The organism is Falsiroseomonas oryziterrae, from assembly GCF_021864505.1.
Lineage (GTDB): Bacteria > Pseudomonadota > Alphaproteobacteria > Acetobacterales > Acetobacteraceae > Falsiroseomonas > Falsiroseomonas oryziterrae.
Genome location: NZ_JAKJIB010000011.1, coordinates 17,892 through 33,516, shown reverse-complemented (window position 1 = coordinate 33,516; position 15,625 = coordinate 17,892). Strand labels below are relative to the sequence as shown.

16 protein-coding genes are annotated in these 15,625 nt (G+C 70.3%); 4 read left to right on the top strand and 12 right to left on the bottom strand.

Annotated features, from left to right (window positions below; translation table 11 throughout):
• The coding region (locus L2I40_RS02410; protein WP_237213260.1) for a GntR family transcriptional regulator at positions 1 to 694 on the top strand (694 nt) is incomplete at its 5' end.
• 11 nt (positions 695 to 705) lie between these two features.
• Here the strand turns inward: L2I40_RS02410 and L2I40_RS02405 are convergent.
• A complete protein-coding gene (locus L2I40_RS02405) occupies positions 706 to 1,578 on the bottom strand; it encodes a shikimate dehydrogenase (RefSeq protein WP_372490985.1) in 873 nt (290 codons plus the stop codon).
• A gap of 137 nt (positions 1,579 to 1,715) precedes the next feature.
• Here L2I40_RS02405 and L2I40_RS02400 point away from each other — a divergent pair, with 137 nt between their 5' ends.
• Entirely contained in the window at positions 1,716 to 3,635 is a 1,920-nt protein-coding gene (locus L2I40_RS02400) for a bifunctional sugar phosphate isomerase/epimerase/4-hydroxyphenylpyruvate dioxygenase family protein (RefSeq protein ID WP_272910922.1), read from the top strand.
• 264 nt (positions 3,636 to 3,899) lie between these two features.
• Here the strand turns inward: L2I40_RS02400 and L2I40_RS02395 are convergent, their stop codons facing one another.
• The 3 genes from L2I40_RS02395 to L2I40_RS02385 form a co-directional block, all read right to left on the bottom strand.
• On the bottom strand, positions 3,900 to 5,930 hold the full coding sequence (locus L2I40_RS02395) for a PhoX family protein (protein ID WP_237213258.1): 2,031 nt from the start codon (positions 5,928 to 5,930) through the stop codon (positions 3,900 to 3,902).
• Positions 5,931 to 6,143: 213 nt separating this feature from the next.
• Positions 6,144 to 6,581, bottom strand: a complete 438-nt coding sequence (locus L2I40_RS02390) for a tetratricopeptide repeat protein (RefSeq protein WP_237213257.1) — start codon at positions 6,579 to 6,581, stop codon at positions 6,144 to 6,146.
• A 14-nt stretch (positions 6,582 to 6,595) separates the two neighbouring features.
• Positions 6,596 to 7,144, bottom strand: a complete 549-nt coding sequence (locus L2I40_RS02385) for a cytochrome P460 family protein (RefSeq protein ID WP_237213256.1) — start codon at positions 7,142 to 7,144, stop codon at positions 6,596 to 6,598.
• Positions 7,145 to 7,449: 305 nt separating this feature from the next.
• Here L2I40_RS02385 and L2I40_RS02380 point away from each other — a divergent pair, with 305 nt between their 5' ends.
• The gene (locus tag L2I40_RS02380) at positions 7,450 to 7,818 is read left to right on the top strand and encodes a hypothetical protein (RefSeq protein ID WP_237213255.1); all 369 of its coding nucleotides are present in this window, start codon (positions 7,450 to 7,452) and stop codon (positions 7,816 to 7,818) included.
• A gap of 48 nt (positions 7,819 to 7,866) precedes the next feature.
• Here L2I40_RS02380 and L2I40_RS02375 read toward each other — a convergent pair whose 3' ends face one another.
• Genes L2I40_RS02375 through L2I40_RS02360 form a run of 4 tightly spaced genes read right to left on the bottom strand, consistent with a single transcriptional unit; the run spans position 7,867 to position 11,052 of the window.
• Positions 7,867 to 8,523, bottom strand: coding sequence for an LbetaH domain-containing protein (locus L2I40_RS02375; protein ID WP_237213254.1), 657 nt, complete (start codon positions 8,521 to 8,523; stop codon positions 7,867 to 7,869).
• Positions 8,520 to 9,284: a phosphonate ABC transporter, permease protein PhnE gene (phnE, locus tag L2I40_RS02370; protein ID WP_237213253.1), complete on the bottom strand. Its 765-nt coding sequence runs from the start codon at positions 9,282 to 9,284 to the stop codon at positions 8,520 to 8,522. Before phnE (L2I40_RS02370) ends, L2I40_RS02375 begins: the two co-directional genes overlap by 4 nt.
• Positions 9,281 to 10,144: a phosphonate ABC transporter, permease protein PhnE gene (gene phnE, locus L2I40_RS02365; protein WP_237213252.1), complete on the bottom strand. Its 864-nt coding sequence runs from the start codon at positions 10,142 to 10,144 to the stop codon at positions 9,281 to 9,283. The genes phnE (L2I40_RS02370) and phnE (L2I40_RS02365) overlap by 4 nt, the downstream gene beginning before the upstream one ends.
• On the bottom strand, positions 10,141 to 11,052 hold the full coding sequence (locus L2I40_RS02360; RefSeq protein ID WP_237213251.1) for a phosphate/phosphite/phosphonate ABC transporter substrate-binding protein: 912 nt from the start codon (positions 11,050 to 11,052) through the stop codon (positions 10,141 to 10,143). The genes phnE (L2I40_RS02365) and L2I40_RS02360 overlap by 4 nt, the downstream gene beginning before the upstream one ends.
• 201 nt (positions 11,053 to 11,253) lie before the next feature.
• Here L2I40_RS02360 and L2I40_RS02355 point away from each other — a divergent pair, with 201 nt between their 5' ends.
• Positions 11,254 to 12,156 (top strand): PHP domain-containing protein, encoded by a 903-nt coding sequence (locus L2I40_RS02355; RefSeq protein ID WP_237213250.1) that lies wholly within the window; start codon positions 11,254 to 11,256, stop codon positions 12,154 to 12,156.
• Positions 12,157 to 12,180: 24 nt separating this feature from the next.
• On the opposite strand, the gene L2I40_RS02350 is transcribed toward L2I40_RS02355, so the two are convergent.
• The 4 genes from L2I40_RS02350 to L2I40_RS02335 all read right to left on the bottom strand — a co-directional run bounded on the left by L2I40_RS02350 (position 12,181) and on the right by L2I40_RS02335 (position 15,433).
• The gene (locus tag L2I40_RS02350) at positions 12,181 to 12,501 is read right to left on the bottom strand and encodes a hypothetical protein (RefSeq protein WP_237213249.1); all 321 of its coding nucleotides are present in this window, start codon (positions 12,499 to 12,501) and stop codon (positions 12,181 to 12,183) included.
• A 124-nt stretch (positions 12,502 to 12,625) separates the two neighbouring features.
• Positions 12,626 to 13,399 (bottom strand): universal stress protein, encoded by a 774-nt coding sequence (locus tag L2I40_RS02345; protein WP_237213248.1) that lies wholly within the window; start codon positions 13,397 to 13,399, stop codon positions 12,626 to 12,628.
• A 264-nt stretch (positions 13,400 to 13,663) separates the two neighbouring features.
• Positions 13,664 to 14,404 (bottom strand): TorF family putative porin, encoded by a 741-nt coding sequence (locus L2I40_RS02340; protein WP_237213247.1) that lies wholly within the window; start codon positions 14,402 to 14,404, stop codon positions 13,664 to 13,666.
• Between the two features lie 162 nt (positions 14,405 to 14,566).
• The gene (locus L2I40_RS02335; RefSeq protein WP_237213246.1) at positions 14,567 to 15,433 is read right to left on the bottom strand and encodes a dienelactone hydrolase family protein; all 867 of its coding nucleotides are present in this window, start codon (positions 15,431 to 15,433) and stop codon (positions 14,567 to 14,569) included.
• Positions 15,434 to 15,625 lie beyond the last annotated feature (192 nt).

Genomic DNA, 15,625 nt, shown 5'->3' with positions numbered 1-15,625 from the left:
CCGCGTCGTGATCGCCGGCGCCCGGCCGGCCCTGACAGACCCGGCTGCGGAGACCGCCGCCGCGCGCGCCTATCGCCTGATCCGCGCCGACATCCTCGGCAACGCCCTGGCGCCGGGACAGAAGCTGAAGCTCGAAGCCCTGCGCGACGCCTATGGCGTAGGGATCGGCACGCTGCGCGAGACGCTCAACCGCCTCGTCGCGGAGAGGCTGGTGCTGGCCGAAGGGCAGCGCGGCTTCGAGGTCGCGCCCTTTTCCGCCGCCGAACTGCGCGAACTGGCGAAGCTCCGGCTGCTGCTAGAGAGCCATGCGCTCGGGCAGGCCTTCCACGCGGGCGATGTCGAGTGGGAGGCGGCCGTCGTCGCCGCCCACCACAAGCTCGCGCAGATGGAGGAACGGCTGATCGCGGGCGAGGCCGCGGCCCTCGATCCCTGGCGGCGCTTCGATTCCCAGTTCCACCAGACGCTGATCTCCGCCTGCGGCTCGCGCACGCTCATGGCGACCCATGCGGCGGTGTTCGACCGCTACCAGCGCTATCAGAACCGCGCGCTCGGTTTCCGCGGCGAGATCGCGGTGCGGGAGCACGCGGCGCTGCGCGACTGCGCCTTGCGGCGGGACGCGGCGACCGCGCGGGACGTGCTGGCGAGGCACATCCTGGGCGGTGTCGACCACGCCCTGGCGCGCGGCGGCCCGTGACCGGGTTGGGCTCAGGCCGCAGCTGCGGACATCGCCGCGAAATGGCGCAGCATGCGCGCGGCATCCGGCTCGAGTCCGGTGAACAGGCGGAAGGCACCGACGGCCTGGAACACCGCCATGCCCCCGCCATCCATCGTGCGGCAGCCGAGCATGCGGGCGGCGCGCAGCAACTCAGTCTCCAGCGGGAAGTACACGATCTCCGCCACCCACAGCTCCGCCCGGAGAAGGCCTGGCGGCAATGGCGTGCCGGGCAGCTTGGCCATGCCGACCGGCGTGCAGTTCACCAGCCCGTCCGACGCGGCGAGCTCCTGCGCCAGATCGAGGCAGGGCGCGGCGCGCCCGGCGCCGAAGCGCGCGACCAACCCCTCGGCGAGCGCCACCGCCCGCGGCAGCTCGGTGTCGACAATCGCGAGACGACCCACGCCCTCGCCGAGCAGCGCATGCGCGACAGCCGCACCCGCACCGCCCGCGCCGAGCTGCACGACGCGGGCGCGCGGCACGTCCGGCAGGCCGCGCCGGAACGCCTCGGCGAAGCCCGAGCAGTCGGTGTTGTGGCCGACCCGCCGGCCCTCTCGCAGCACGACCGTATTGACCGCGCCAAGCGCCTGCGCATCGGCGGACAGTTCGTGCAGCAGCGGCACCACGGCCTGCTTGCAGGGATAGGTGATGTTGAGCCCGCCGAAGCCCATGCGCTCGGCAGCCGTCAGAAGCTCCGGCAACGCATCGGCACCGAGCCCGAGCGTGTCGAGGTCGACCAGGCGGTAGATCAGCCGCAGTCCCTGCTCGGCGCCCTCGCGCTCATGCAGCGCCGGCGTACGGGAAGCCTGGATCCCGCTGCCGATCAGGCCGGCGAGGACGGCAGGTCGCTGGTCCCAGGTGATCACGGACATCCTCCTCGGCGCGTCGGCGCCCCGGGGCGCCGACGCGCGAGGCGCATAGCGGACCAGCCGCGCCGCGCCAATTCCATGGCGCCCGGACCGTCGAGGCGCCTGCAGGGACACACCACCCGAGGGAGAGAGCCGTGACCGCAGCCGAGCGCCTGCCGACCTCCATCGCGACCGTGTGCCTCTCGGGCACGCTGCCCGACAAGCTCGAAGCCGCCGCGGCCGCGGGCTTCGACGGGGTGGAGATCTTCGAGAACGACCTGCTCACCTTCGACGGCACCCCGTCCGATGTGCGCCGCATGTGCGAGGAGCTGGGACTGGCGATCACCCTCTTCCAGCCCTTCCGCGACTTCGAGGCGATGCCGGAGCCGCAGCGCAGCCGAAACATGGACCGCGCGGAGCGCAAGTTCGACACCATGCAGGCGCTGGGCACCGGGCTGATCCTCGTCTGCTCCAACGTCCAGCCCGCGGCGGTCGACGATCCCGCGCGCGTGGCGTCCGACCTGCGCGAGATGGCGGAGCGCGCCGCGGCGCGCGGACTGCGCGTCTGCTACGAGGCGCTCGCCTGGGGCCGGCACGTCAGGCGCTGGCGCCAGGCCTGGGAGATCGTACGCCGCGCGGACCATCCGGCGCTCGGCCTCTGCCTCGACAGCTTCCACACGCTCGCGCTTGGCGACGACCTGTCGGGGCTCGCGGGGGATGTTCCGGGTGCCAGGATCTTCTTCCTCCAGCTGGCGGACGCGCCGAGGCTCTCCATGGACGTGCTGTCCTGGAGCCGGCACCACCGGGTCTTCCCTGGGCAGGGGGAGCTTCCCGTCGCACCCTTCCTCGCCGAGGTGCTGCGCGCCGGCTATCGCGGCCCGCTCTCGCTCGAGATCTTCAACGACGATTTCCGAGCGGCGCCGTCGCGCCGCATCGCACGCGACGCGCGCCGCAGCCTGACCTGGCTCCAGGATCGTGCCGGCACGGCGCGGCTGCCCGCATTGCCGAGGCTCTCGGGCATCGAGTTCGTGGAGTTCGCGGTGGACCACGCCGCGCGCGAGGAACTCGGCGCGATGCTCGGCACCCTCGGCTTCCGCCGCGCCGGGAGGCACCGATCGAAGGATGTTGAGCTGTGGCGCAGCGGCGGCGCCAATCTCGTGCTGAACGCGGAGCCGGACAGCGCCGCCGCCGAGCGCTTCGAGCAGCTGGGTCCCTCGGTCTGCGCCATGGCCGTCCGGGTGGATGACCCGGCCCGCCTGGTCGCGCGGGCCGAGGCGCTGCAGTACCCGGTCTGGCGCGAGCGGACCGGCGCCGGCGAGCGCCGGATCCCGGGCGTGCGGGCGCCGGATGGCACGCTGGTCTACCTGGTCGAGGATCCCGCTCTCGGTGCCCGTCCGATCTGGGAGGACGACTTCCACCTTGCGGCCGGCGAGACCGGGGGCCTGCTCGGCATCGACCACGCGGCGCAGGCAGTGGTGCCGGGCATGATGGACAGCTTCGTCCTGTTCTACCGCGCCCTGCTCGGCCTGCGCCCGGACGCGCCGTGGGAACTGCCGGATCCCTACGGCCTGGTCCGCTCCCGCGCCTTCGTCGCCGAGGACGGCAGCGTGCGGCTGCCCCTCAACGTGTCGGAGAGCACGCGGACCGGCACGGGGCGCTTCGTCTCGGCGCTCGCAGGGGCGGGCGTGCACCACGTCGCCTTCGGCACCGCGGACTGCTCCGCCGCGGTGGATGCCGCCGCCACCCGCCAGGCTCCGCTGCTCGATATCCCTGAGAACTACTACGAGGATGTTGCCGCGCGGTTCGGGCTCGATGATGCCGAACTCGAGGCGCTGCAGCGGCGCCACCTGCTGTATGACCGCGACTCCGCCGGCGGCGTGTTCCGGCACGCCTACAGCCAGGCCTTCCGGGAGCGCTTCTTCTTCGAGCTGGTCGAACGGCTCGGCGGCTATGCGGGGTTCGGAGCGTCCAACGCGGCGGTCCGCATGGCCGCGCAGCGCAGGACGATGCAGCGCGCCTCCGAGGCACGAGACGGCGTCGCGCCCGACACGAAGCCATCGCCGGGAGGCGGATGACCACGCGACCGAGCTTCGCGCGTGCGCTCATCGCCGGTGCGCTGCAGCAGGCGAGGTGGGCAGCGATCGTCGTCTTTTCGCGTGTGGATCCGGCCCGAATGCTTCAGCCGTCCGATGGCGCGCTCGATGCTCTCGCGGACCTTGTCAGACGGGCCGTAGCAGGCCAGGCAGCGCTGCTGGCGCCAGCCCGGCGAATGGTTCGGCAGGACTGCGAAGAGCGGCAGGCCGAAGCCTGCCGCCCGCCTGTCGCTTCGTTGCGGCGCGTCAGGTGCCGATGATGCCGCCGTCGTTCTTGGTGATCACCAGCGTCGCCGAGAGCGGCACGCCGTCGCCGTTCGGGAAGCGGCTGTTCGGCCGGCCTGCCGCCCACTCGGCCGCGGGGGTGGTCGCGCCCGGATGCTGGAGGTTCACGAACATGGTCCGACGATCCGGCGTGGTGATGACGCCGGTGACCTCCTGACCGATCGGGCCGGTGAGGAAGCGGCGCATCTCGCCGGTCGCCGGGTTCGCCACCAGCATCGCGTTGTTGCCGAAGGGCGCGAGGGCGCCGCGCAGCTGCTCGCTCTCGCCGATGTCGGTCTGGATCCACATCCGTCCGTCGGCGTCGAACCAGAGCCCGTCCGGGCAGGCCAGCATGTTGTCTGCATTGACCGGCGCGTTGCCGGCGATGCGGCTGTCGCCTTCCGGGCCTGCGATCAGGAACAGGTCCCAGGTGAAGCGCGTCGCGGCGTGGTCGTCGCCCGCCTCGCGCCAGCGGATGATCTGGCCGAACTGGTTGCGCGCGCGCGGATTCGCGGGATCCACCTGCGCTTCGGTGCGGCGGCTATTGTTGGTCAGCGTGAAGTAGACCTGCCCGTCGCGCGGATCCACGGCACCCCATTCGGGCCGGTCCATCTTCGTCGCGCCCACCGCGTCGGCTGCAAGCCGCGTGTTGACCAGCACCTCGCCCTGGTCGGCGAAGCCGTTGGCAGCCGTCAGCGGGCCCTGGCCATGCACCAGCGGCAGCCATTCGCCAGTCCCGTCGGCGTTGAACTTCGCGACGTAGAGCGTGCCTTCGTCGAGCAGTGCGCCGCTGGCGGTGGCACGGTTGAAGGGGCGGGCGGAGACGAACTTGTAGATGTACTCGAAGACGCTGTCGTCGCCGGAGTAGGCGACCACGGGGCGGCCTTCGCGGGCCGGGCCGAAAACCACGCCTTCATGCGCGAAGCGACCGAGCGCGGTGCGCTTCACCGGCACTGCGTTCGCGTCGAACGGGTCGATCTCGACGATCCAGCCGAAGGCGTTGACCTCGTTGCGGTAGTCCTGCGTCGCATCCGGGCCGGTCGAGGAGACGTTGAAGCGCGCGAATTCGTCGGCGCCGCCCGCGGCCTGGTCCCAGTTGTAGCGCGCCTGGGCATTGGGCACGCCGTAGCGCGCGTGCTCCCGCGGCAGGCGCGGCTGGCCTTCGGCGCGGTCGAGGTTGCGGAAATAGCCGGCCCAGTTCTCCTCGGCCGTCAGGTAAGTGTTCCAGGGCGTCACGCCATGCGCGCAGTTGTTCAGCGTGCCGCGCACGCGCGTTCCGTCCGGGCTGTACTTCGTGCGGACCAGCGCATGCCCGCGCACGGGGCCGGAAATCGCCATCGGCGTCGCGCCATGGATGCGGCGGTTGCGCGGATCGGCGACGACCGTCCACTGGCCGTTCGCCTGCCGGGCGATGCGCACGACGGACACGCCGTGGGCGAAGATCTCCTTGCGCACCTCGTCGGGGTCGCGCGCATTGTCCACGACCGGCATGCGGCCATTGCCGATGGACTGTCCGGCGGCACGCGCATGCAGGAATCGCGGCTCGATGTACTCGTGGTTGACCACCAGAAGCCCGTCGGTGCTGCTGCCCTGGTCAGGCTCGCGGCCCTCGATCGGGAAGAAGTGCATCCCGTCGTGATGCGCGCCGATCGCCTGTTCCTGCTCGGCGGCCGTCATCTCGGGCAGGTTGCGCGCGGCCGGGCGGCCGTCCAGCGGCGTGCCGTGCGGAATCAGCACCTGGACCGAGTAGCCCTCCGGCACCACGACGGTGTCGTTCGGGCTGATCGGCACGGAGCGAAAGCCGATCATCGGGCCGCGCGCGGCGGCGGCCGGTCGGGCGCCGGTCGTGCCGATGAAGCCGGTGATCGCGGTGGCAAGCCCGCCCATCAGCATGCCCCGGCGGCCGAGGCGCGTCTCGGCGATCTCGGCGAAGGTTGGGTTCGGCGAGGTGTTCGACGGGATCTCGTCGCCCGCCTCAAGGTCGTAGGGCAGGTGGCGGATGTCGTCCGGCATGGTGATGACTGCGTCCTGGCGGTTGCTGGGAGGTGCCGGATAGCGCCTGCCCGCGACACCCGAGCGGCGGTTTGGTGAAAGATCGGTTACGTCGTGTGCCGGCGCCAAGCATCCCGTCGGCCAGGCGCGTCATCACCGCATGCCTTTCGCATCGCGGCGGCGCGACTTGCCTACCGACCGCCGCGCGCTGACTCCGCGGCGCTCGCAGCGGGCCTATCGGGCGGCGAGTTCCCGCGCGAGCGTCTCCCGCTCCGCACAGCCGCCACAACTGGCGGTCAGCCGGGCGAGGTTGGCCTCCGCCTCGGCTCGCCGCCCCTGCTGCAGGAACAGCGAGCCTTGATAGGCCAGCGCACCCGGATGGTTCGGATCGCTGGCAAGCGCCGCGCGATAGGCCGCCTCGGCGGCTGCGAGGTCGTTCTGGCGGCGATGCGCGAAGGCGATATAGGTGAGCACATCGGGATCGCCCGGCAGCCGCGCCAGCACCGCCTGCAGCAACTCCAGCGCAAGCCGGTGGCGGCCGGCTTCGATCATGCCGGCGGCCGCTGCGATGTCCGGATCGCCTTCCGGCTCCGGCAGCACCGCGCGCGCGGGCGCCGCGGCCAGCATCACCGCCAACGCGGCTGCGACCAGGAAGGCTGGCAACCGGACCATGGGCCAACTCCTGTTCATCGACCGCCGCCGCGCGTCGCGGCGTAGTCCCAGAGTGTGAAGGTGTAGTCCTGCGCCGCGCGCGCCTGCTGGTGACAGGCGAAGCACGCGGCGAGGGAGACGTCCCGCGGCCGGCCGGCGCCGTCGAACGCCGCGTAATCCCAATCGCCGTTGCGCAAGCCGGGCTCGGTCGCGCGGTCACGGCGCGCGTCCTTCCGCTTGGCGAAGAGCGCGATCCAGCCGGGCTCAGGCAGGAAGCGACCGCCCGCATCACGCAGCGGCTGCCCCGTCGTGTCCAGCCGGGCGCGCGCATCGGCCATGATCAGCAGCGTGCCGTCCGGCGCCGGCATCCCGGGGCGGAGCCGCGCATGCGCGTCGGGGTCGACATGGACATGTCGGACGATCCGGCGATCCGCGTCGTCCACCGTCGCGTAGCGGATGAAGCGCTGCTCCCAATCGTGCGGCAGCACGATCCGGGGCTCGCGGGTGCGGTGAGCGTCGCCCGGCTGCGCAGCAGTCGCCCCGACAAGGGCGAGCAGCGCGGCCGGCAGGGCGATCAGGGTCATGCGCATAGGGCCGTCCGATCGGCTTCAAGCCCGGACGCGCACGGCGCGCAAGCGACGATTGGCGTTCGTCGGCTGTCGCCCCGGCGATGCGCGATGAGCTTCCACGCCAGGCCGCAGCACCGCGCGTCGCACAGCAATCCCAAACGCTCGCCGATCACACACAGGGCTGCGCCCAGGCGGCCGGCAACACCGTCGAAGCGTGTGACGCCGAGCGCACCGTCAGAAAAATTTCATCGTTCTGAGATTGCGGCATTCACGCTTTCGCCGAGTGTGGCGGAGTTCGCCTGCCAGAGAATGCCTCCCCGATGCGCAAATCGACCAGACGCAAAGCCGCTGCCATGCACGCCGACGCCGCGAAGTCCGGCAACAGCGTAGCAGACAAGCCACCGACGGATAACGCGCCGAAGAAGGCTGCACGGTCGCAGGAGCTGCGGTTCAAGGTGACGGACAGCTTCAAGCAGCGGTTCAAGCAGGCCGCCAAGGACCTGGGCATCAAGAAGACAGCGCTGCTGGAGCGGCTTCTCGCCGAGTGGCAGGACCGCCGTATGGCCGCCGACGGCGCGCCGAAGCCGGCACCGGCCAAGGCCGACCCACGCAAGCCCCGTTCTGGCAGGAAACCGGCGCGCAAGGCGAAGGCCGTGCTGCGAGATGCGGCGAAGCCCGTGGCCGGCTAACCTCGTGCCGCAGCCGGACCGGATGGAGCCTGTTGGCGAACGGGCCGGTCACGGCAAGGGCGCCGAATGCCGGCGACAGAACTCCTCGGCAGACAGTGTTCGAATCTCTTCCAGCGCCGCCGCCAGGCGCTCGCGCGGCCAGTCCCACCAGGCAATGCGCAGCAGAGCGGCGCGGATCTCCTCCGGAAAGCGGAAGCGGATCACACGAGCTGGGTTGCCGACCGCGACCGCGAAGGGCGGGATGTCCTTCGTCACCACGGCACCCGCGCCGATCGCGGCACCCGTGCCGATGCTGACGCCTGGAAGCACGATCACCCCGTGACCGAGCCAGACATCGTGGCCAAGCGTGACGGCGTGGCTGCGGCGCCAGTCGAAGAAACCCGCCTCATCCGGGCCGAGGCCATAGGCGCTGGCGCGATAGGTGAAGTGGTTCAGCGCCACCCGCTCCAGCGGATGGTTCCCTGGATTGATCCGTGTGTGACTGGCGATCGAGCAGAACTTCCCGATGGTCGCGTAGGTGATCTGCGCGTCATGGACCACGTAGGAGTAGTCGCCGAACGAGACCTCGGCGATCGTCGTGCGCGCGCCCACCTCCGTGTAGACACCGAAGGTGCAGTCGCGCACGCTTGCGGTGGGGTGGATCGCGGGCTCTCGCCCGAGGCGCTTCGTCGCGGTCCCCGGGTCCTGGAAGATCGGCTCGCTCATGCCCTGATCAGCCTCAACCGGATTCGACGACTAGCCCAGTCTATCGCGGCGACGGTGACCAGGATCAGCAGGATGATGAAGGCGGCCTCGTCCCAGTCGTTCAGCCGGATGCGATCGCCGAGGGCGAGGCCTATCCCCCCTGCCCCGACGACGCCGAGAATCGTGGCGGAGCGCGTGTTGCTCTCGAAGGTGTAGAGCACCTGGGAGAGCATGACCGGGCCAGCCTGCGGAACCAGTCCGTAGCGGATCGCCTGCAGCCGCGATCCGCCGGAGGCACGCACGCCGTCCACTTGGCGCCGATCCGCGGACTCGATGGCCTCCGAGAAGACCTTCGCCAGGAGACCAATATCCGGGACGGCCAGCGCCAGGATGCCGGCGAAGGGCCCCATGCCGACAGCGGAGACGAAGATCAGGGCCCAGATCAGGCTGTCCACGCCGCGGAGCCCGTCATAGCTGCGCCGCACGGTGAAGCGCAGCAGCGTGTTGCCCACGACATTTCCGGCGCCGAGAAAGCAGATCGGCAGTGCGATCAAGGCCGCCAGCAGCGTCCCCAGGAACGCCATGGCCACCGTCTCGGCCAGGGCTTCGAGCAGGTCGGTGAGATACTGGCCAGGGCTTGGCGGCCACATCAGCGCGACCAGCCAGCCGAGCTTGCCCAGACCCTCCCAGATGCGCTGCGGGGAGGCGTCCACGCGCCAGAGACCGAGGACCAACAGCACGAAGCCGCCGACGAACAGCAGTTGCGTGCGGGAGACCCTCATGCGGCGCGCAATGCCTCCGCCCCGAGGATGCGGTGGCGCAGTTTGGCGCAAAGCTGATCGATCAGCGTCACCGTCAGCAGGATCAGCACGATGATCGCCGAGATGTCCGGATACTCGAACTGGCGCACGGCAAGGTAGAGTTCCTCGCCGATGCCGCCGGCGCCGACGAGCCCCAATACGCTCGCCTCGCGCACGTTGATCTCGAGGCGCAGCAACCCGAAGGACAGAAGCCCGGGCAGCGACTGCGGCAGCACGCCGAAGCGCATCGCCTGGGTCCAGTTGCCGCCCGCCGCGCGGATCGCCTCCGGCGTACGGGGATCGGCGTTCTCGTGCACCTCTGCGAACAGCTTCCCCAGCGCACCCATGCTGTGCAGCGCGATCGCCAGTACGCCGGCGAAGGGGCCGAGACCGAAGGCGTAGACGAAGATCAACGCGAAGACGAGCGTCGGAACGGTGCGCGCAAACTCCAGCAGGCGGCGCGAAAGCGTCACCGCCCAGGGTGGCGCGAAAGTGCTCGCGGCGGGGAAGGACAGCAGAAGCGCAGCCGCACCGCCCAGCACCGTCCCCGTGTAGGCGATCAGCACGGTGTCCAGTAGGAACTCCACCCACAGATCGAGGCCCCACATCCAGTCGGCGAGATCGGGGCCGAGGCTGTCCCATCGCAGGACGGGGATGGTGCGGGCGACGTAGTCTCCCGCGCGCGGCAGGCCCTCCACGAGGCGGGCAAGGTCAACCTCCCCGACCCTGCCGGCCACCAGTGTCGCGGCCGCGAACAGCGCAAGCCACATCAGGCCCCGGCGGCGCCGGGCGGAGGTCTCCTCCCGCCAGCGGGCCGAGACCGCCTCGACGGTCAGGCTCAAGAACGGCGCTCACGCCGCTGGGCCTGGTTCTCCTCGACCATGGCGATGACGTCGGCATAGTCCTCATGCCGGGCCAGCGCGAAACCGGCGGTGTTGGCGCTCAGCTGGCGCAGCACCTCGGGCGCCTCCTGCGGCATCGCCTGCATCATCGCGATGAAGTCGCGGCGAAGGTCCTCCGGCACCTCGGCGCGGGTGACGGTCGGCGAGTTCGGAATGAGCGGGCTGCGCCAGATGATCCGCGTCGTTCCGGGCTGGATCATGCCCTTCTCGACCATGCGCTGGATGTTGCCGCTCTGCTCGTTGTTCCAGAAGGTGGCCGCGGCATCGAAGGTGCCATTCAGGACGGCGATCACCGACTGCTCGTGGTTGCCCGAGAAGCCGGTGCGGCCGAAAGAGCGGGCCGGCTCTACGCCTTCCTTGCGCAGGAAGTAGCTCGGCGCCGCGAAACCAGAGGCGGAGTTCGGATCGGCGAAGGCGAAGGAACGGCCGCGCAGGTCCGCCAGCGTCCGGAACTGGCTGTCGGCGCGGACGAAGATGACCGAGAAATAGCCCTCCGCCCCGTCATGCCCGCGATGGCGCAGCAGCGGCACGACGCGCTCGCCCATGGAACGCCGCGCCAGCGCATAGGCCGCGGGCCCGAGATGGGCGAATTCGAGCTGACTGGAGCGCAGGGCCTCGACCACCGCCGCGTAGTCCGTCCCGCGTGTCACGCGCATCGGCACGCCGAGCTTGCGCTCGGTGTAGGCGGCGAGCCCCTGGAGACGGGCGATGGCGTCGCGCTCGTTCTCGGAGGAGATGATGCCGTAGCGCAGTTCCCTGAACTGCGCTCGCCAGCCGCCCTGGGCATGGGCAAGACCCGGGAGTGCGAGCGCAGTTGCGGCAAGCAGGATGTCGCGGCGGCGAGTCATGGCGGGGGCTCCTTGCGTGGCGGCCGACGTCAGCGCGGCGGATGCCCGTGCGGATAGACGGCTACCGTTGCAGCGGCATGACGGTGCGATGATCGTGCAGCGTCGAAGCCGCCGGGGTCGCGCCTGACCGCCAAAGGTCTCTTGCCCCGCACGGCGCAACCGGCTTTGGAGAGGCGCTGACCGAGGTGGGAGGACAGACCGATGCCGATGGACGATGCATTTGTCGCACCGGGCCGGTTCTGGAAGGGCAACCTCCACACGCACTCGACACTATCCGATGGCGTCCGCAGCCCGGAGGCGGTCTGCGCCGCCTACCGCGAGGCGGGTTACGATTTCCTCGCCCTCACCGACCACTTCCTGCCGAGATATGGCTTCCCGATAGCCGACACGCGCCCCTTCCGTGCGCCCGGCTTCACGACCCTGCTCGGCGCGGAGCTTCACGCACCCCGCACTCAGCTCGGCGAGACCTGGCACATCCTCGCCGTCGGCCTTCCATCCGGCTTCGCGCCCCCCGCCGCGGACGAGACCGGTCCCGAGCTTGCCGCCCGAGCACTGGCCGCCGGCGCCTTCGTCGCCATTCCGCACCCCGGCTGGTACGCGCTGACCAAGGAGGACGCCGCGACGATCCCGGGCGCCCACGCGGTCGAGGTGTACAACCATACCTCGCAGCTCCGCACCGAACGCGGCGACGGTGTCTACCTCGCCGACCAGCTCCTCGCCGCCGGGCGGCGCGTGTCGCTGCTCGCGACGGACGACGCGCATTTCGCCTGCGACGACGCCTTCGGCGGGTGGGTCATGGTGAAGGCCGAGGCGAACGAGCCCGAGATGCTGCTCGCCGCCCTCAAGGCCGGGCGCTTCTACGCCACCCAAGGCCCCTCGATCATCGACATCGTTTGGGAGGCGGAGCAGGTGACGGTGCGGTGCAGCGATGCGGCCAGCATCATGGTGCTCGGACGCGGCTCGCGCGCTGTACAGTCGGTAGCGCCCGGTCAGCGCGAGGCCAAGCTGCCGCTTGCCGCGCTGCGCCCGGGCGGCTTCGGGCGCGTCGTGGTCGCGGATTCCGCTGGCCGTCGCGCCTGGTCGAACCCCGTCTTCTTCGACTGACCGTTCTCGGCGCCGTCGCCAGGCCTAGGTCGCGCGACCCGCCAGGGCGTCGACCGCGAGCCGCGCGAGCTTCGCCGCGGTTGTCGCGGCCAGCAGGACGCAGGCCATGGCGGCAGCGGCGCTGGCCTGCCCCGCCTCGTCCACGTGGACGACGGCTACCGAGGCCGGCTTCGTGTCAGGCCCGTCGAGGAAGATCACCGCGCCCACCGTCGTCATCGCGCTGACGAACAGGAAGATCCAGATCTCCAGGATGGCGGGCAGGCAGATCGGCAAGGTGACGCGGCGGAAGGTGGTCCAGACCGGCACCTTCAGGCTCGCGCCCACCGCCGCAGACCTGAGCGGCACCAAGCGATCGGGCGGGTTCCAGCCCGGTTGGGTCGAAAGCTCGCAATCCCTGCCCCGGTGCGACCGCAACACGAGGCCAGCGAAGTGGGCGGCCCTCTGACCGCCCTTTTCACCGTGAGTGGACCTACGCCGCGACGAGGCAGGGCAACCCGGCCGTGTCCTGGAACAGCGCGGCGGTGGCGCTGCCGAAGACCAGTTCGTGCAGCGGCGAGTGCTGGACGACACCAAGCACCAGCAAATCTGCTTCCCGCTCGCGCGCGCACTCTGAAAGCGCCGCCATCGGGCCGCGGCCATCGGCGCGCACCGCCATGAAGGACGCCTTGGCGCCGTGCCGCGCGAGAAGATGCGTCAACTCGATGCCCGACTGACCCGACCGAAGGGACTTGTCATCGCTGATGGTCACCACAAGCGTCTCTTCAGCCCGGCGAATGAAGGGCAGGGCGCCAGCTACGGCACGCGCCGCCGCCGGCGAAGCATCCCACCCGACCAACACGCGCCGGGGAAGCCGGGTCATGCCTGCCGCCTCCGGCACCATCAGCACCGGGCGGCCGCTGCCGAAGGCGACGGCGGAGAGCAGCATCCGCCCAGCCAGGCCGCGACCAAGATCAAGCGATACCACCGCGAGATCGCTGACGCGCGCGTGGTCGGCAAAGACCTCGCCCGCCCCGTAAGCAAAGGAGCTTCGCGGCCGTACCTCGCCGCGAATGCCGCGTCGCTTTGCTAGTTCGTCCGCCTGGTTGGCTGCGGCGCCTGCCAACTCCTCGTTGCCGTCAATCGCGAAAACGAGCGTAACGAGGTGCGCCCCGAAGGCTTCGGCGGCCGTCAGCGCGGGACTCAGGCGGCTTTCGACCTCCGCCGGCGTGCCCGGCTGGACATGGGTCGTGATGGTGGTGATCAACTGTAGAGCTCCCTGGGCGAGTGACAGGCAACGATCGCGCGGCCGGGCGCGGGTCCTTCTGCGCGGCGCGATAGATTACCACCCCTTCATCTTCGGCGAAATCCGCTGCAGCGGCGCTGTTGGTGGAGTCACTCGAAGCGGGGGACCATCCACATCATTGCAGCATCTCCGCGTGCAAAGTCGCCCCACTGAGAGGTCACCCGAGGATGATGGCCGTACCTGCGGTTAGCAGGCGCGACAGGACCGGCAGATCAGGGCGGCTTCTCAGAAGCGCCAGGTTACGGAGGCTAGCAGCCGCGTGTCGCAGACGTCGCGTCCGCCAAAGCAGTCGCTTTTCGAGATGTCCGTTCCGTACACCCCCGCGGCGACGCTCACGCCGCCGCCGAGCGCCTTCGACACGGATGCGCCGTAGTAGACGTAGTCCGGCAGTCCGATCCTGCTGTTCCGGTCGATCGACTGGTAGCCGACGCGGCCCGACAGAACGATGTCCCAGAGAGGCGTCGTCCAGGCGACACCCGCCTCAACCCGCACGGCGTTGCCAGATTCGAAGGAGTAGTCGGGCGACCAGCCGACAAGGCCGCTCAGCGTCACACGCTCGAAATCATAGGCCGCCGAGAGGATGACCTCCGCGAAATCGAGCCCGTACTGGCCAGGCCCGGCCGTATAGCCCGGATAGGTGTACCACTGGCCCACCACATCGAAGCGGAACCCACTCAGTGTCCAGCGATAGCCGAGATACGCATCCACCTCCTGCCGCGCGTCGGTGCCCTGGAAGGCGACGTTGCTCACGAAGGTACCGATATAGAAGCCGGACTCATGCGCGAGCTCGGCGCCGGCCTGCAAAGCGGGTCGCTCGCGTGTCTGGCTGATGCCGCGGGTGACGTAGTCGGTCGTCCCGGTGACGTATCCGCTGACGCTGAACCCGCTGCCGAGCGGCACCTGCGCCGCAGCAGGCGTGGCGACGACGACGGCAAGAAGCGCACCGGCAACAAGCGATCTACGCATGGTCCCCCTCAGACAAGCTGCACCGCGGCGCGGCGGGTGCATTTCGTTCGGAAGATATGAAAGCCGGAGGCGGAACACTATGCATTGATACGCATCAACAGGCGCACGCCTGCACGCGACTGGCGTTGCAGCCTCGCCTCGCAGGGTGATGCGGCGACGGCCTCAGCGGCGGTCGCTGACCCGGGTGATGGGATTGCTGGCTCCAGCCCGAGCCACGCGGGCGCGCGCGCCATGCTCCCGGAAGAAGGCGAGCATCTGCTGGCGGCTGTCCTGCGTTGCGTCCGCGTCGTAGCCCACCAGCTTGCCGAGGAAGCGGTGCGGGGGTGAGAGCAGGTCGAAGGAGTGCGCCGCATTGCCGTAGACGGTCACCCGGACCGGTGCCCCGCTCGAGGTGAAGCGGCGACAGTCATCCGGGGGCGTCCAGTCGTCGCGCGCACCGGTGAGGACCAGGAGCGGCGCTTCGAGGGAAAGCCGGGTCGAGCCGAGGGTCCCGCACCATGGATAGAAGGCCACCACGGCCCGGAAGCCGCCCTCGGCCGCGCGGAACGTGCGGGCGGCGCCGGCCGCGGCCGCGAGCATCGCCACGCTGCCGCCGTTGCTCTGTCCCATCAGGAAGATCTGTTCGGAATCCACGTAGTCGAGCGAGCGCAGGTAGCGCAGCGCGTCGAAGGCGTCCTGCGTACGGTAGCGCAGCGCCTCGGTTAGCGTGGCGACGCTGGCGCAGGCCGAACCGTCGCCCAGGCCGCGCGGACCGAAGCCGTCGAGGTTCAGCACCACGAAGCCATTGTCGCGCAGGAAGGCCGCATGCTGCTGCAGGGCGTGGCGCGCGCCGCCCATCCAGCCGCCGCAGCCATGCTTCAGCACAACGGCTGGAAAGCGCCCCTCCCCGGCGGGGCGGTACACCTCGCCGAAGAGCTGGACATCGCGGCCGGAGTGCGGCGCGGTGGCAGCGATGCGCACCGTGGCATCCCTGGCTTCGGCCCACCTGGCGGGCAGCAGGGTGGTGCCGAGCAGCAGCAGCGCGCTCACCCCGAAGCGCCAGCACGCACCGGCGCAGGAGGCCGCTCGACGCAAGCGTGCCCGAAAACGCATGCTCCCGTGCTCCTGTTCGGCAGGGCGCTGCAGGATGGCGCTCGGCCAAGCGAGCGCAATGCCCTGCGCGCCTCAGGTGGTCAGTCTACTGAACCAACTCCGCTGAGTCCAAGCCGACCGCGTTAAGCA

Bases quoted from the DNA above. Each gene is read 5' to 3' on its own strand.
- L2I40_RS02375 (WP_237213254.1), bottom strand. From the start codon at position 8,523: ATGAGCGAGCCGATCTTCCAGGACCCGGGGACCGCGACGAAGCGCCTC.
- L2I40_RS02380 (WP_237213255.1), top strand. From the start codon at position 7,450: ATGCGCAAATCGACCAGACGCAAAGCCGCTGCCATGCACGCCGACGCC.
- phnE (WP_237213253.1), bottom strand. From the start codon at position 9,284: ATGAGGGTCTCCCGCACGCAACTGCTGTTCGTCGGCGGCTTCGTGCTG.
- L2I40_RS02355 (WP_237213250.1), top strand. From the start codon at position 11,254: ATGCCGATGGACGATGCATTTGTCGCACCGGGCCGGTTCTGGAAGGGC.
- L2I40_RS02395 (WP_237213258.1), bottom strand. From the start codon at position 5,930: ATGCCGGACGACATCCGCCACCTGCCCTACGACCTTGAGGCGGGCGAC.
- L2I40_RS02385 (WP_237213256.1), bottom strand. From the start codon at position 7,144: ATGACCCTGATCGCCCTGCCGGCCGCGCTGCTCGCCCTTGTCGGGGCG.
- L2I40_RS02340 (WP_237213247.1), bottom strand. From the start codon at position 14,404: ATGCGTAGATCGCTTGTTGCCGGTGCGCTTCTTGCCGTCGTCGTCGCC.
- L2I40_RS02390 (WP_237213257.1), bottom strand. From the start codon at position 6,581: ATGGTCCGGTTGCCAGCCTTCCTGGTCGCAGCCGCGTTGGCGGTGATG.
- L2I40_RS02360 (WP_237213251.1), bottom strand. From the start codon at position 11,052: ATGACTCGCCGCCGCGACATCCTGCTTGCCGCAACTGCGCTCGCACTC.